Source organism: Paenibacillus sp. FSL R5-0527, assembly GCF_038008055.1.
Lineage (GTDB): Bacteria > Bacillota > Bacilli > Paenibacillales > Paenibacillaceae > Fontibacillus > Fontibacillus macerans.
Map to the genome: position 1 here is coordinate 869,443 of NZ_JBBOYI010000001.1, position 15,190 is coordinate 884,632.

Here is a 15,190-nt window from a genome sequence, read left to right on the forward strand (position 1 = left end):
GCCTGCGTTTTTGTGGAGGATCGGCCGGTTCTTGTTAGGGTGAAACATCGGCCTTCAAAAATAGCGACACAAATTTCCTTTATTTCTCTTTGAACGGGGATATCGGCGGAATAACGACATTTTTGGCACTTATGTTTTTGGGAGGAATTTTCTTAGTGCGTTCACCCGGTTTCCATGAGCAATGTCACACCGGAATCCCTTGTCTCGACAGGGCTTTGGCGTTTCTTGCCTTCACTTGACCGAAAGGGAGGGTTCGCTTATAGTTGGTACGTAGGAGTATACTACGGGGCGGCATGCGCGTACCCGTTGTTCTGGCAGCATATTATTGATGATAAAGGTGGCTTGTGAAATGTCTGAAAAAATCTACATTGGTGTCGACCTGGGCGGTACGGCCATAAAAGTCGGCATTTGCAATGAAGAAGGACAGCTCCTTCATACCTATGAAGGCCCGACGGAAACCGAAAAGGGCGCCGATACGATCGTAAACAACATTGAGCGTTATGTCCGGCTGGTCGTGGAGCAGTCTCCGTTCTCCTGGGATCAAGTGGCCGGCGTCGGCGCAGGGGTCGCGGGGTTTACGAACGTCCGCGAAGGCATCATTATTCTGGCGCCGAATGTAGGTTTGAGAGATTTCCATATTCGCGAGATTTTGGAACAGCGATTGGGCAAGCCGATCAAAATAGACAACGACGCCAACGTGGCGGCGCTGGGCGAAGCCTGGGGCGGCGCGGGGAAAGGCGTCGACAACTGCGTCTGCTATACGCTGGGAACCGGCGTCGGCGGCGGCATCATCATCGACGGTAAAATTTATCAAGGCTTCTCCGGCATGGCCGGCGAGCTGGGTCATATGTCGGTCGTTCCCGACCTGGAAGCGATCGGCTGCGGCTGCGGCCAAATGGGCTGCCTGGAGACGGTCTCCTCGGCGACCGGCATCATTCGCATGGCCAAGGATGCCGTAGCCCGCGGCGACCGCACCTCGCTGGCGCAGGTGGAGAACATCATGGCCAAGGACGTGTTTGACGCGGCCAAGGCCGGCGACGAAGCGGCGATCCGCATCGTCAACCGCGCCGCTTTCTATCTGGGCAAATCGCTGGCGGCGGTGGCCGTGGTGCTTAATCCGGAGCTGTTTATCATCGGCGGCGGGGTGTCCAAGGCGGGCGATATTCTGTTTAACGAAATCCGCAGCGTGTTCGCCAAGCTGACGCCGGAACCGGTGCAGCGGGGCATGAGAATCGTCCCGGCCACCTTGGGGAACGATGCCGGCATGGTTGGCGCCGCCGGCCTGTTCCTGCGTTCTTAAGCGGATTTGATGATTAAGCCGATAATATAAGTTGAACTAAGTAAATAAGTCGGTGCAAGGCAAGAGAGTTCAATATTCTAAATAATACAAATTTTAGAATATTGAACCATGGTGAAATGATTCTGAAGAAACTGAAAGCTTTCTGCAAGAAAGCTGCTTCGGAAGCATATGCTGTGTTCGCCTTTGTGACCGGATTTCTACCCAATTTGAATTTGGTTAATCCATAGAAATCTGGGAACAACAGCGATCGTAAGAACATTTCACCTGGCTGCCTCTATCCGTACAATCTTTAGTTCAACAAATTCAGGATATGGAGAATTTGCGGGAGGGAATAACGATGCCGGATATTGAAACGAGTCCAGTTGCCAACCTGATCATTATTACGGGCATGTCGGGTGCGGGGAAGTCGCTTGCCGTACGGAGTTTGGAGGATCTCGGTTTTTTCTGCGTAGACAATCTGCCTCCGGTACTGATTCCCAAATTCGCCGAATTGATTGAGCAATCCAAAGGGAAAATCGCCAAGGTAGCGCTTGTGATCGACTTGCGCGGGCGGGAATTTTTTACGGCGCTTGAAGAGTCGCTCGGTTACATTAAAAACCACTTCACCATCCAGTGCGAAATCCTGTTTCTGGATGCCACCGATTCGGTTCTCGTCCAAAGATACAAGGAGAGCCGCCGCCGTCACCCGCTGGCGCCGGAAGGCATGCCGCTCGACGGGATCAAGCTGGAGCGCAAGATGCTGCATGAGCTGCGGATGTCGGCCACCCAGGTGATCGATACCAGCAACATGAAGCCGGCCCAGCTGAAGGAGAAGATCATTTCCCGATTCTCCCATTTAGAGAGCAGCAACTTATCCGTCAACATTACTTCGTTTGGATTTAAATACGGTATCCCGATCGACGCCGACCTGGTATTCGACGTTCGCTTTTTGCCCAATCCGCATTACATTGAGCAGCTTCGCCCACACACGGGACGAGACAGCGACGTATATGAATATGTTATGAAGTGGCCGGAGACGCAGCAGTTTTTGAGCAAGCTGCTCGATATGCTGCATTTCCTTATGCCGCAATACCACAAAGAGGGCAAAAGCCAGGTCATCATCGCGATCGGCTGCACCGGCGGCAAACACCGTTCGGTGGCGATCGCCGAATATTTGGGCCGGATGCTCGGAACCAGTGAAACGGAATCGGTTCGCGTGAGCCACCGGGACGAAGGACGGGATCGGCATTAAGAGAGCTCCCACTGGCGTGGACTCAAGTTAAGAGGTGAACCATTAGTGATACATCGGGCCAAGGAAGAAAGGGTTCCGCGGATCGTCGTGATGGGCGGGGGAACCGGTTTATCCGTCATGCTTCGCGGATTGAAAGAGAAACCGCTCGATATCACGGCTATCGTAACCGTAGCCGACGATGGGGGCAGCTCGGGAATTCTTAGAAGCGAACTGCAGATGCCGCCTCCGGGCGACATTCGCAACGTGCTGACGGCGCTGGCCGACGTTGAACCGCTGCTGTCGGATATGCTGAACTACCGGTTTGCGGCCGGTTCGGGACTAGCCGGGCACAGCCTGGGCAATTTGATTCTAGCGGCGATTACGGACATATCCGGCGATTTTGTGACGGCCGTGCGCGAGCTCAGCCGCGTATTCGCCGTCCGCGGGCGCGTGCTGCCTGCCGCCGGCCAGGCCGTCGTGCTGCATGCGGAGATGGAGGACGGTTCGATCGTCACCGGCGAATCGAAAATTCCCGAGGTTCGGGGGAAAATCAAGCGTATTTTTCTGGAGCCGGAGGAAGTGGAGCCGCTGCCTGAGGCGGTCGAAGCGATCCGGGAGGCGGACGCTATTTTGATTGGACCGGGAAGCTTGTACACCAGCATTATTCCGAATCTGCTCGTGCCGAAGCTGGCGGAGGCGGTATTGGAAAACACATCGGCGATCAAAATATTTATATGCAACGTCATGACCCAGCCGGGGGAAACGGACGATTATACGGTGAGCGATCATCTGCAGGCGGTCTACAATCATGTCGGGAAGCACTTATTCGATTATGTCATCGTAAACGACGGGGAGATTCCGGCGCAGGTGCAGGATTTTTACGCCGAGAAAGGGGCTAAACCGGTGCAGGTCGACTGGGACAACGTCACCGGTCAAGGCTATAAGGTCATCGCGGACACGCTGGTGTTGTTCCGCCGGTATTTGCGGCATGATGCCGACAAATTAAGCCATCATATATATCAACTGGTCCAAGACTGGATTTTGCGAAAGAGGTGAGTCCCTTGTCATTTGCGGCGCAAACCAAAAAAGAGCTGACCATGGTCGAAGCCTCCGCTTGCTGCGAGCAGGCCGAGTTATCGGCGCTGATCCGGATGAACGGTTCGGTCCAGGTCTCCAATAAAAAGGTCGTGCTGGACATCTCGACCGAAAACGCCGCGATCGCAAGGCGGATTTATTCTTTGCTCAAGAAGCATTTTCAAATTCACACCGAACTGCTCGTGCGCAAAAAAATGCGTCTCAAGAAAAATAATGTGTACATCGTGCGGATCCCCGGGCGAGTGGAAGAAATTTTGAAGGAACTGAAAATCGTTTCCGAAGGATTTGTTTTCACGCCGGGGATTAATCCGGAGCTTACCCGGAAAAACTGTTGTAAGCGGGCTTATTTGCGCGGCGCGTTTATGGCCGGCGGTTCGGTAAACAATCCGGAAGGCTCCTCCTACCACCTGGAGATCTCCTCGATGTATGAGGAACACTGCAAAGCCCTGGTCGAGCTGGCCAACGAGTTCCATTTGAACGCGCGCTGCATCGAGCGCAAAAAAGGTTTTATCCTGTACATCAAGGAAGGCGAGAAGATCATCGAGCTGCTGAATATCATCGGGGCTCACCAGGCGCTGTTCAAGTTTGAAGATGTGCGGATCATGCGCGACATGCGCAACTCGGTCAACCGTATCGTCAATTGCGAAACGGCGAATCTGAACAAAACGATCGGCGCCGCCGTCCGTCAGATCGACAACATCAAGCTGCTGCAAAAGGAAGTGGGCCTGGAGAATTTGCCGGATAAGCTGCGCGAAGTCGCCGAGGTCCGCTTGGCCCATCCCGATATGAATTTGAAGGAAGTGGGCGAGCTGCTGAAGGGAACGGTCAGCAAGTCCGGGGTGAACCACCGGCTGCGCAAAATCGACGAGCTGGCGGAAAAAATTCGCGGGGGCTAAAGCGGTTTTGCTAGTGTGTTGCACGTTGTGTATGATATAATGATATAAATTATAATGACCACGAATTTGTAACGTGATGATTGAATTCGTATAGGGGGTAAGTTTTCATGGTTAGAAACCCGGTTACCGTTCGATTGAAAACGGGACTGCACGCTCGGCCGGCTGCGCTTTTCGTTCAGGAAGCGAATAAATATTCTTCGGAAATTTTCGTTGAAAAAGACGATAAAAAAGTGAATGCCAAGAGCATTATGGGGATTATGAGTCTGGCCATCAGCACCGGAACTGAAATTTACATTAGTGCGGAAGGCGCGGATGCAGAACAGGCTGCAAACGCTTTAATCAATTTGGTCAGCAAAGAGGAATTGGAGAACCAGTAATCACCGGATTTTCATCGGAAACAAAAGGATGGTTCCGCTTCGCGAAGCGGATTCATCCTTTTTTGTCGTTGCGTTGTAAATCGGCGCTTGGACTGTAAAATCAGTTGGCCAATCACTTGTTTGGAGCTAAACACGCTTATGCATCCCGGATCTGCAAACAACATGTCGCTTTGGCGCTAACGGTTGTAATGGCACTTATTTAGCCAAAAAGCCGGGATTCCAATTTCTAACGGTTGTAATCACGCTTTTTTGGGCGAAAAGGGCTCGAATCCGCAGCAAAAAGGCAAAATAAGCTCTGCCGCAACCGTTAGATTTATTTCCCCCTGCATTTTAACGAAATAACGGCGATCACAACCGTTGCTATGAACGTTTTTGTCAAGCCCTCCGTGTGAGAGGTGCCTGAGCACGTGGCGCGAGAGCAAAAATGCGAGCGACGGTCGGCACGCTGCTATCCGTGGGTTGGTACCACATGTTATGCCTTCGTCAAGGAGAGCTCTTGCAAGCTAGAAGCGCACGTTCAGTTACTCACCTAGTGCAAACGGTTGACGCAAATTCTCTCCCGGAACCTTCGTTTGCTCCCGGGCCTCGTGCTCAGGCGTGAGCTTGTCAAGCGCTTTTCTTGACAAGCGGTTAGGTTCAAATCAACACTTTTCCTATTCCTCATTGGAAATGAGGAACGCCTCACGGCGAGTGTGGGGGTGCAGGGGGCAACGCTCCCTGCGTCTCCCCAAAGGGGACGGAAGGGGCGTTAGTTAGCCACCGGTTGTTCCACCGTTCGAGCAACAGCCCATATGAACCCGGTTAGCTCCCTGGCCACCGCGCCTACGGCCACATTTTTGTGTTTGTTCTTTCCAAAAATGAGATGACGGTATTTGTAATGCAATCTTTCTTGCGCTTTCCACGACAACAGTTGTATATCGGCCGGCATGCCATCCAAACGCTTGGCGAGATCTCCTTTCACCGCAGGCCGATGACGGTAGCTCCAGGCGGATTCCACCAAGGATCGGCGCAAGCGCCCGTTACCGGCTTTGGTCATACTTCCGCGCCGAGTACTCAGGCCGGTTGAACTCTCACGAGGAACCAACCCTAAATACGCCATGAGTTGGGCCGGGGAGCGGAAGCGAGTAAATGAACCGATCTCAGCAGCTAGAGTGACGGCCGTCAGTAGTCCAATCCCACGCAGGGACTGAAGCACCCGAATCAGAGTTGCCTTGGAGCCGACCGTGGCTTGCTGAACCAAGGCTTTTTCCAAACGCCCCATCCGCTGCTCGATCTCATTTAAGGTATGGAGCATCTCGTCGAAGGCTACTTGCATGGGCTCATAAGGGAATGTCAGTTGCTCCAGCCAGGAACGGTACTTCCGGGTCCAACGACGCTTTATCGTAGCCGGCGGTTCGATTTGATGGCGGAGCAGGAACTTCAATATCCGCTGGCGTGCCCGATGCGCGTCCTCTTTGGCGGCCTCCCGGGCGCGAACCAACTCCCGCAAAGCCTCGTCTTCCCGCTCCGGGACGTAGACAGGAGTCAATTCTCCTGCACGAAACAGACGGGCAAGCTGCTCGGCGTCCCGTCGATCCGTCTTCACGTGATCACCAGGGCGTTTGGGAATAAGCGACGGAGCAATGACAACGCAATGGGCTCCCATGGAGGTGATCCAGCGATAGGTTTCGTAACCTGTCGGACCTGCCTCATAACAAAACGATAGCGTTTCGGCCGGTCCCAGTTCTTTGATCAGCTTGCGCAGCGCCGCCGGAGTGTGAGGAATGCTCCCGTAATAGCGAGGAGTTTCACCGCTTGCATCTGCAATAGCAACCGAAATTTTTTCTTTGGATACATCTAAACCGACGAATTTTGTGGTAGACTGCATAGTATCAGCTCTCCTTTGCTATGTAGCTCTGAAATGGTTTGGTTTTCACTATCCATTTTAACCTACGAGATGTAGCAATATGGAGGGCTGTCTTTTGTTTACGTTCATCATAGCTAGAATGACGGCCTCGCTCGACCTCGTTTAAAGGAGCTGCACTTATATCCGCAAAAATAAGGGTTTTCAAATCAAGGGGCAGCCGGAGCGAAATTTATCCGCCGATTATTTTCATATGCTGCAACATTTGTCCGCGGGGCGCGTTTAGTAGTTAAAATCCACCACCATTGGAGGTCATGAGTTATGAAAATGTGGTTAAAGCCTGCTGCGTCCATTTTGATTGCCGGTTCCCTGTTGATGGGAGGGGCATACGTTAACGGTTCATGGGGGTTGGCCGGAACGGCCAATGCCGCCGAGAGCAATTTTCAAACCAACGTAGTCAGCGTTCAAGGAAAAGGCGAGATTACCGTAAAGCCGGATGTGGCTTATTTGTCCATCGGCGTCGTCACCAAAGCGAAAACGGCCCAGGAAGCGCAGAAAACGAACGGCGAGAAAGCGGCCAAGCTGACCAAACTGCTCAAGGAAACTTGGGGCATTAACGAAAAAGACATCCAAACCGGCCAATTCTCAGTCCGCCCCGATTATACGTATAACGATAAAACAGGAGCGGAATCCATCAACGGGTATACGGCCCGTTATTCGCTGGATGTGACCTACCGCAATCTGGATAAAGTGGGGGAACTCCTGGATGCGGCGTCCGCTGCGGGGGCCAATCAAATCGACGACATTCGCTTTGGCGCCGAGAAACCGGAGCAATACGAAGAGGAAGTCATCCAAAAAGCAATGGCCGATGCGGGCCGGAAAGCGGGCATCCTTGTCAAAGCGGCCGGCCGCACGTTGGGCCAGGCAGTAAGCATCAGCCTGGAGAACGCCAGCATGCCGAGCATTTCGGTGCAGTACAAGGCGGTTAACGAGGCTGCCATGGACAGCGCGGGAAGTACGCCCGTAGAAGCAGGAGAAATCGAATTGCGGACGACGGTTAACGTGGTTTATGAGATGAAGTAAGGCTGCGATAGAAGGAGCCGCCTCCGTGTGTTTGACGGAGGCGGCTCCATTTTTATGCAAATCTCTTGGTATATGCAGGCTTTAATCTTACTTAAGCATAAGCTCCGTCTCTCCGGTCATCACTTCAATCATGATCCATAAAGCAAGCTTAAAACCGTATACAAAGGACGCTTCGGCGTACATGGAATCCGCTTGGGAGCGTAAGTCCAACAATTCTTCGAGCTCTTGAAAATCGTATTCAGACAGCTTGTCTTTCCACATAAGTATTGTATCGGATATTTTACGATTTAAAGGACGATACTCTGGATTTCTGAGAGAGAGTGCGCCGCTTCCTTTTATTTTTTGAGGTCGTCATGGATCTTATGGATACCTTTTCGGATGATTTCTGAACGTGAGGTATTTAACTTTTTTGCGCTGTCATCCAGTTTTTATCAGTGTAATCTTATCTACCCGAACACGCAGCATAGTATCCATAGGATTGTCCGTTTTCGGCTCCGGTTTCTTCTTAGCTACCAACATATCACCTCCAATTCGTAGCTACAAGATAAGTGTAGATCTGTAGCTACGAATTGCCAACTTTGATATTAAATATAAATTGGGAATTTTTGTGACAAAAAAACAACCGTCCATTCTTTCTTGGTCCATGGTTGAATTGGAATAGTTGCAAAATGTACAATTACTTATCCGGATTGCTGCCACAGCGCCTGATTAAGTGTAAAACCTGCAGTTACTCCGCTATCTTTCGAGGAATGAGGCTAAAAACGAGGAAATAGCTGCATGAAATGCAATTAAACGAATGATTCGGGAAATGGATGTAAAGTTAGTTGTATGATTTGCAATTAATGGTCAGCGCCAGCCGGTCAGGTATGCTTTTGCCCGCCATCTGAAAGGGCGAAATAAATAGGCCGCAGTGGTTTACAGCTTTGTCAAGGCTAAGATTTTATTCGTGCTCCGTCTGTAGAAGTTCAAGATCGGAATCCATATAGAAAGTCCAAATCACTCTGACCCCGGAGCGGAAGCTCCGCCGGTCAGGGTGATTTTTTTCGATTTGGTGTTATTTGTATGGGACTGGGTTAATTTACCGAAGAATATTTCCGAAATATAGGGATAGATGGTCTAATTTCACAAAATTGATGCTTTGGAAGCAGAAGGAGGAACAGGGATGTCGTTTATGGATGAAAAGATTACCCAACTTATCAATGAGGTGGAGCAATCCATGATTCCCCGTTCGATTACGGACGGACCGGTAAAAATTGGCAATCAGTATTATGAATTTACGTTGCAGTCTTTTTATGAGGATAAGCTTTCCCTCTACCTTCCTGCTGACTTTGAAGAGATGCCCAAGGAATTCCGCTCCATCAAGTATCCGTATGAGCAGCGGCCCGAAATTATAAGAAGCGACGAGGCGGGGGCCGTAAACTTTACGCTGAATCGGGTCGAAATTGACCTCAAAGATGAGATGGTCGAAGAGCTCGCAGCGGACATGAAAACGATGATTCAAAAATCGAATCCTTCCCATATTTTCTATAACAGCGGGGTAGAGACCGTCGGCGGGAAAACGTTGGGATACTTTGAGTTCAAAAATATGGTGATTGACGGTGCCCTGTTTAATATCATGTATTTCCTGGAATTTGCCGGCAAGATCCTGATGGGAACTTTTTGCTGCCGGTATGAGGACTACCCGGATTGGCGAGATATCGCGTATCAGGCTATTCGCAGCATTACGGTCAAGGCGGAGGATGAGGGAGGGGCGCAAGTATGAGTGAAGCGGTTTATACATCGGCCCATATCGTGGTGTCCCATTACAAGTTCGAGAGAATTACGGAACTCGTCATCCATAAACCGATGAACGACCATGGGAAGCTGCTCCTCAGCGGCATTATTTCCGAAGACCTGAAGGATAAGTACATAGAACAAGCGGAGGCCAGCGATACCATTCAGGTGGCGGTTCAGGATCAGGACAAACCGATCCCGCTGTTTTACGGGGTCATTACGAATATTTCCGTTCAGGCCACTCGGGGCGTAAGAAGCATTACCATAGAGGCGCATAGTCTCTCAGCCCTGATGGACATTCGCAAGCAGACTCGATCTTTTCAGAACAAAACGTTAACTTATAAAAGTTTATTCCACCGCTTGATCGCAAGCTATCCCGATTCGGACCTCATCGATGAAGCGTCTCAAGGCAAAACCATCGACGACCTGCTGGTTCAATATCAAGAGACCGATTGGGCGTTTTTGCGGAGATTGGCTTCGAATTTTCATGCTCCTCTGGTTCCGGTCAGCTCCCAGCCCGGCGTCAAGCTGTATGTGGGAGTGCCGGGTGGCGATAATCCCCGGAAGCTGGATGAATATAACTACTCCATGAAAAAAGATTTGCAAGATTACAAACTGAAGTCCGAGAACGGTGTTGGGGATATTTCGGAGCAAAACAGCATCAGTTACACGGTAGCCAGCCACAAGCTGTTGGAATTAGGCGATGCCGTAACGTTTCAGGGGCGGACATGGTATGTCGGCCGGGTGGAGACGAAGCTGGAGAACGGTGTGCTGAGCAGTTTATATGATTTAAAAGATGCCAAAGGCTTACGCTGCCGCACGGAATATCCTTATGCGCTTGCGGGAACGTCGTTATTCGGGACGATCCTTGACGTGGCCAAAGATAAAGTGAAAGTGAAGCTGCATATCGATCAGGATCAGCCGGTAAGTGAAGCCATGTGGTTTGCGTATTCCACGGTGTATTCCTCGCCGGACGGGAGCGGCTGGTATTGCATGCCGGAAGTAGGGGACGAGGTGCGGCTTTATTTTCCGGATGAGCAGGAGAAACATGCTTTTGCCGCAAGCTCGGTCGATACGGATTCGGCAAATCCGCAGAAACGAAGCGATCCGGCGGTGAAGAGCATCAGCACCAAATACGGAAAAGAAATTGTATTTAAACCCGGTGCGGTTGAAATTATCGGCGGAGGCCAGCTGTTGATGAGGCTCACCGACGAAGGCGGGATTGAAATTAACAGCGACAAGAAAATTTCGCTAACGGCCATGGAGGATATCGAAATCACCGGCGGCGCCAAGATTCTGATTCAAGGGGAGTCGGGTATTGAATTCATTCAAGGGAACACGTCGCTGAAAGTGGAGGACGAGGTGACGTTTACCGGGGGCCGGGTGAATATCAAATGAGTTCGGTCATGAGCCGTGAAGAGGCGCTGGGTTTGTTTTTGGAGAATCATGTGCTGGATCGTTGGCAGGGAGACTTGGAGACGATTTCAGAGACCTTTATTCAAAATCAAGACTCCATTAAAGCGGGATTCGCCGGCGTCATGGACGCGGTTTGCCGAAAGGGCGCCGGGTTTCAAGATACGGGAGTGAAGGGAGAAATCCAGTTTATCTACCTTTCTTTGCTGCGTACAAGTGTAAAGGAGCATCAGGCTGACTACCGGATCGACCTTTATGATGAACGCTGGTTTTTTGATCCGGTAGAGTGTTCTTTGAACTGGCAGGCCGAGTTCATTTTCGCTCCATTATTTCAAAGAATGCGGGAGCTGGACCAGCTCAAATCAAGCTATGCCCGGAAAGTATCGTCAATGGACATTGAGCGGATTTTGCAAATGGAAGCGGAGCGTTATCATCTGGTCGCTATCGAGTTTATGCGAAGTATGGTTCCGGCCGTTCTCGATTGTGAAGGCTACAAGCTGCTGGCGAAGAAGCCAAATCTTTGCATTTTTGCGGGAGAATATCGGGATCGCAGCGAGGTCATTTACGGGCAGCCGGAAGCAGGACCAGCAGGGATCGCGGAGGAGCCGTGATGGGAGGAGGCAAGCCATGGATTTCTTTGTGATGCAACAGGATGAACGTTATGCTGATGTACCCGTCTTACAACATATTCGGCAAAAAATCGATATCCGCCATATGAATCGTTTGCAAGCCCACCACATCGCGGATACGACCATCTTTCAGGTGAAGGCCACTTCCGAGACCGAGTACCCGGATCTGCTCAGCGATCAGCTTTTCCTGGTGTCAGAGCCATTGAAGAAGCTGATTGCCATGTACGAGCCGGATTGCATGTTCAAGCATATTCCGCTCATGGATCATTTTAACGGCAAGCAGACCCTGTACTTTCTGCCTTTTTTTGAGGAAGTGGAAGCGCTAAGTCCGCGTAGTGAATTTAACGCAGATCGCAGCGTGATCAAGAAGCTGGTGCTTCAAGGCGAAAAAGTGGCGAAGAAACGGATATTCCGCGTGCGGGAAAGCGAGAAACCTCTGATCATGGTCCGCTTGGATGTGGCAGAGAGCATCATGCGACGGGATTTGGTCGGGGTCAGCTTGAAGAAGGTTGCTGTAGAGTGAACTAAATACTGGTGTGAAAGGGGCGAGAAATGATGGATAAGTACGAGTATGCGGTTCGCGGCGCAAAAATTTTTTGCGAATGCGGTTCGCATGTCCGGAGGCTGAATTTACCGCAAAGCCATGGGGCTTTTGTTAACGACAAGCCGATGATGAATGAAGCGGACTGCGTTCCCGAGGTGAATATTTCGAGCTTCGGGACATGCGACAGTCCGAAAAATGAGAGCGGCGAGACGGTTTATTTGATCTCAATGGATGGTAAAGAAATTCAAGGGAAACCTTGTAAATTTGCTTTGTTGGCTGGTGGGAAATGGGAGAAAACCAAAGAGCAGGCCAAGGTCGATGAGAAACCGGCGTTGACTACGGAGTCGGAATTACACTGCTCGTTAGGCGGGACGATCCGGTTTAACAGCAGCGGCCAACAGGAAGCGGATTAATATAACGCAGCAAACATTCAGCGTACAAGCGGAGGCGACGGACAGCATGACAAGTTATGCGATCGGGGGCTAGTGGATATGGTAGGGTATGAAAGCATAAGCGTTGCATCACCGTACCGGATTAAGGTCGTTCAAGATATTCAAATGGAATGCAAGCCGAATGAGCATGGGCGGTTGTTCATCCGTGGTGTTGCCGATGATCAGGATCAGACAAATGCGGTGCTCAAAGCCTCTGCGGAGGATCGGATTGAGGTTTTTGCAAGCCAGGAATCAGGGAAGGGCAAAATGTTTAGCGGCCTGATCTCCGCCGTACAGACCAAGCATCACAACGGGGTTTATGTGGTCGAGGTGGAGGCCGTTTCCGGCACAAGCCAACTGGATGTCCAGAAGCGGCGCAGGTCTTTTCAGGATTCCCGGATGACCTATGGCGAGCTTGTGCGAAATGTGTTGAAAGTCTATGCCGGGTCCGATGTGATTCAATTGATCGGCGATAAAGAACCTATTGGCCAACCTATTGTCCAATATGACGAAACGGATTGGGAGTTTCTGAAACGGATGGCGAGTCATTTTGAGACGGTTTTGTTCAGTGACATTTCCGAAGCCAAACCGCGGCTTTACATCGGGGTGCCCAGCAGGAACAGCTTTCGGCTTCCGGATGATTTGCCGTATACGGCAAGCAAAGATTTGCTCGCCTATCAGGAGGCTATGGAGGCGGGTTCATCCCCGTTGCATTCTACGGACTTTTTTACTTATGAGGTAAGAACGGGGGAGCGTTACTCGATTGGCGATGAGGTTCTTTTTCGCGAGAAACCGCTGGTGATTAGCGAATTAAAAGCCGGCATGGATCAGGGCCAACTGATGTATACTTACCGATTATCGAGAAGCGAAGGGATTCGCCAAAACCGGATCCGGAATCGTCAACTGGTTGGCGTCTCGCTGAACGGCAAGGTGCTCGATGTCAAAGGCCAGCAGGTCAAGCTGCATCTGGAAATCGATGAAGAGCAGCCGCCGGCCGCGGCTTATTGGTTCCCTTTTGCTCCGCCAACGGGGAATGTGATGTATTCGATGCCCCAGAAGGGTACGACGGCCAGTCTTTACTTTCCGGATGATGCCGGAAGTAAGGCGAAAGTCATCGGGTGTGTACGTACCAATGGAGAGGACTGCAGCAAAACGGGGAATCCGCAAAACCGCTACTTTGGTACCGAACATGGCAGCGAGCTTGAAATGACGCCGACTGCGATCAATATCGTGAGCGGCTCTAAAGAGCCGTTAAAGATTAGCTTTGACGACGCGGCAGGTGTTACCCTGACGAGCCATCGGAAGCTTATGATGAACGCCGGTGAGGAGATTTCGCTATATACGCCCAAGCGAGTTGTCTTCCGGACGACCAATATGATTTTGGCCAAGAAATTAAGTAAGCAGAGCGGGTTTACGCTGGAAAGCGAGTACCATGTATTGGGAAGCCAGGTCAAATTGGTTGGAGCTGACCGGACAACCTATTCCAAATATGATGACGATATTCAGACCTATACGCCGCCGAAGGAAGAAAAGAAGGGCTGGGGCCTCTTCGATACAGTTTTGGCCGCCGTGGCCGTTGTCGTGGTCGTCGCTTTGGTGGTCGCCGCTACTGTGGTGACCGGCGGAGTCGCCGGAGCCATATTAATGGGCGCGGCTTGCGGAGCCATTGCCGCCGTGGGCGCAACCGCCGTCGGCGACTTGGCCCGCGGCGAACTGAGCAGCGGTGCTACCTACTTGAGGAGCGCGGTAACCGGGGGGATTGTCGGAGCTGTAACCGGCGGACTCTTTGGCCCTATTGGCGGGGCCTCATCTAGTTTGGCTCCGATGACTGCTAGTCAGCTAACGAGTGCTTATACAGGCATGCTTGCTACCGGTTTTGCCAGTGGATATACTGACTATGTATTGACGGAATCCATCAATGGACGAAGACCTGCGTTTTCGGATGCTATGACTGCCGGTGCTTATGGCGCAATGTTCTCCGGGGCATTAGTACTTTTCAAACCTGTTAAGAACGCTATACAAGGCCTTTTCCAAAAAGGAATTAAGCCTAATACGACCACATTGAACAGGCCGACTCCTATCGAGGAGTTGGAGGTTAATAATAATCGTAAACCGGATGTGGAGGATGGGCCGAAGAAGGTTCCTGAGTGGACGGGTAATGTTGCACCAAGTGCACATCCTGGTAAGATAGCAGCAGAATCAACAGAAGTATCTTACGAAAGTATTATAAGAGCTCTCAGACAAAATGGTTCGAGGGATGCTTATGCAACACTCTCATTACTAAAGCGTGGAAAGGTAGATTTTACAATTAAAGAAAAAGGGCCAACTGGTGTGGGTGGGCAGTATTTCTTTAATTCAAGAAAGGTGGAAATTTACACTAAATATGCTACAACTCCAGAAAGAGCTGCCGGAATTACTGCTCACGAAGTGAAACATTGGATGCAAAAACTTAATTCTAGGAACTATACCAAACAATCTGAATTTGAAGCATTTATTGCCCAAAGGAATGTTGATAAGACATGGTTTCTTAGAACAGAGGAAGAGATTTGGAATTTTATTAATTCCCACCCAGCCTATAAGAAATTACTGAAATAGA

14 protein-coding genes are annotated in these 15,190 nt (G+C 50.8%); 12 read left to right on the forward strand and 2 right to left on the reverse strand.

The genetic code is table 11. The features are described 5' to 3' along the window. Positions 1–349 precede the first annotated feature (349 nt). The 5 genes from NYE69_RS03995 to NYE69_RS04015 all read left to right on the forward strand — a co-directional run bounded on the left by NYE69_RS03995 (position 350) and on the right by NYE69_RS04015 (position 4,878). Positions 350–1,300, forward strand: a complete 951-nt coding sequence (locus NYE69_RS03995; protein WP_340924177.1) for an ROK family glucokinase — start codon at positions 350–352, stop codon at positions 1,298–1,300. 337 nt (positions 1,301–1,637) lie between these two features. Next, positions 1,638–2,531 (forward strand): RNase adapter RapZ, encoded by an 894-nt coding sequence (gene rapZ / locus NYE69_RS04000; RefSeq protein ID WP_340924183.1) that lies wholly within the window; start codon positions 1,638–1,640, stop codon positions 2,529–2,531. A 90-nt stretch (positions 2,532–2,621) separates the two neighbouring features. Further along, on the forward strand, positions 2,622–3,566 hold the full coding sequence (locus tag NYE69_RS04005) for a gluconeogenesis factor YvcK family protein (RefSeq protein WP_051985939.1): 945 nt from the start codon (positions 2,622–2,624) through the stop codon (positions 3,564–3,566). Between the two features lie 5 nt (positions 3,567–3,571). Beyond that, positions 3,572–4,501 carry a DNA-binding protein WhiA gene (whiA, locus tag NYE69_RS04010; protein WP_340924186.1) on the forward strand — a complete coding sequence of 310 codons (930 nt, stop codon included), beginning with the start codon at positions 3,572–3,574 and terminating at the stop codon, positions 4,499–4,501. 107 nt (positions 4,502–4,608) lie between these two features. Continuing rightward, entirely contained in the window at positions 4,609–4,878 is a 270-nt protein-coding gene (locus NYE69_RS04015) for an HPr family phosphocarrier protein (protein WP_036627138.1), read from the forward strand. Positions 4,879–5,626: 748 nt separating this feature from the next. On the opposite strand, the gene NYE69_RS04020 is transcribed toward NYE69_RS04015, so the two are convergent. After that, positions 5,627–6,745 carry an IS110 family transposase gene (locus NYE69_RS04020; protein ID WP_036623922.1) on the reverse strand — a complete coding sequence of 373 codons (1,119 nt, stop codon included), beginning with the start codon at positions 6,743–6,745 and terminating at the stop codon, positions 5,627–5,629. 297 nt (positions 6,746–7,042) lie between these two features. Here NYE69_RS04020 and NYE69_RS04025 point away from each other — a divergent pair, with 297 nt between their 5' ends. After that, the gene (locus tag NYE69_RS04025) at positions 7,043–7,804 is read left to right on the forward strand and encodes an SIMPL domain-containing protein (protein WP_340924189.1); all 762 of its coding nucleotides are present in this window, start codon (positions 7,043–7,045) and stop codon (positions 7,802–7,804) included. An 87-nt stretch (positions 7,805–7,891) separates the two neighbouring features. Here NYE69_RS04025 and NYE69_RS04030 read toward each other — a convergent pair whose 3' ends face one another. After that, positions 7,892–8,143, reverse strand: coding sequence for a DUF6809 family protein (locus tag NYE69_RS04030; RefSeq protein WP_340930272.1), 252 nt, complete (start codon positions 8,141–8,143; stop codon positions 7,892–7,894). An 823-nt stretch (positions 8,144–8,966) separates the two neighbouring features. Here NYE69_RS04030 and NYE69_RS04035 point away from each other — a divergent pair. From NYE69_RS04035 to NYE69_RS04060, 6 genes are all read left to right on the forward strand, one after another. After that, positions 8,967–9,566, forward strand: coding sequence for a hypothetical protein (locus NYE69_RS04035; protein ID WP_340924192.1), 600 nt, complete (start codon positions 8,967–8,969; stop codon positions 9,564–9,566). Further along, on the forward strand, positions 9,563–10,975 hold the full coding sequence (locus tag NYE69_RS04040; RefSeq protein WP_340924195.1) for a phage baseplate assembly protein V: 1,413 nt from the start codon (positions 9,563–9,565) through the stop codon (positions 10,973–10,975). Before NYE69_RS04035 ends, NYE69_RS04040 begins: the two co-directional genes overlap by 4 nt. Beyond that, the gene (locus NYE69_RS04045; protein WP_155619674.1) at positions 10,972–11,601 is read left to right on the forward strand and encodes a hypothetical protein; all 630 of its coding nucleotides are present in this window, start codon (positions 10,972–10,974) and stop codon (positions 11,599–11,601) included. The genes NYE69_RS04040 and NYE69_RS04045 overlap by 4 nt, the downstream gene beginning before the upstream one ends. A 16-nt stretch (positions 11,602–11,617) precedes the next feature. Then, positions 11,618–12,142, forward strand: a complete 525-nt coding sequence (locus NYE69_RS04050) for an imm11 family protein (RefSeq protein WP_340924204.1) — start codon at positions 11,618–11,620, stop codon at positions 12,140–12,142. A 29-nt stretch (positions 12,143–12,171) separates the two neighbouring features. Continuing rightward, a complete protein-coding gene (locus NYE69_RS04055) occupies positions 12,172–12,576 on the forward strand; it encodes a DUF4280 domain-containing protein (protein ID WP_340924207.1) in 405 nt (134 codons plus the stop codon). A 78-nt stretch (positions 12,577–12,654) separates the two neighbouring features. Then, positions 12,655–15,189, forward strand: a complete 2,535-nt coding sequence (locus NYE69_RS04060) for a contractile injection system protein, VgrG/Pvc8 family (protein WP_340924209.1) — start codon at positions 12,655–12,657, stop codon at positions 15,187–15,189. Position 15,190: the final 1 nt, after the last annotated feature.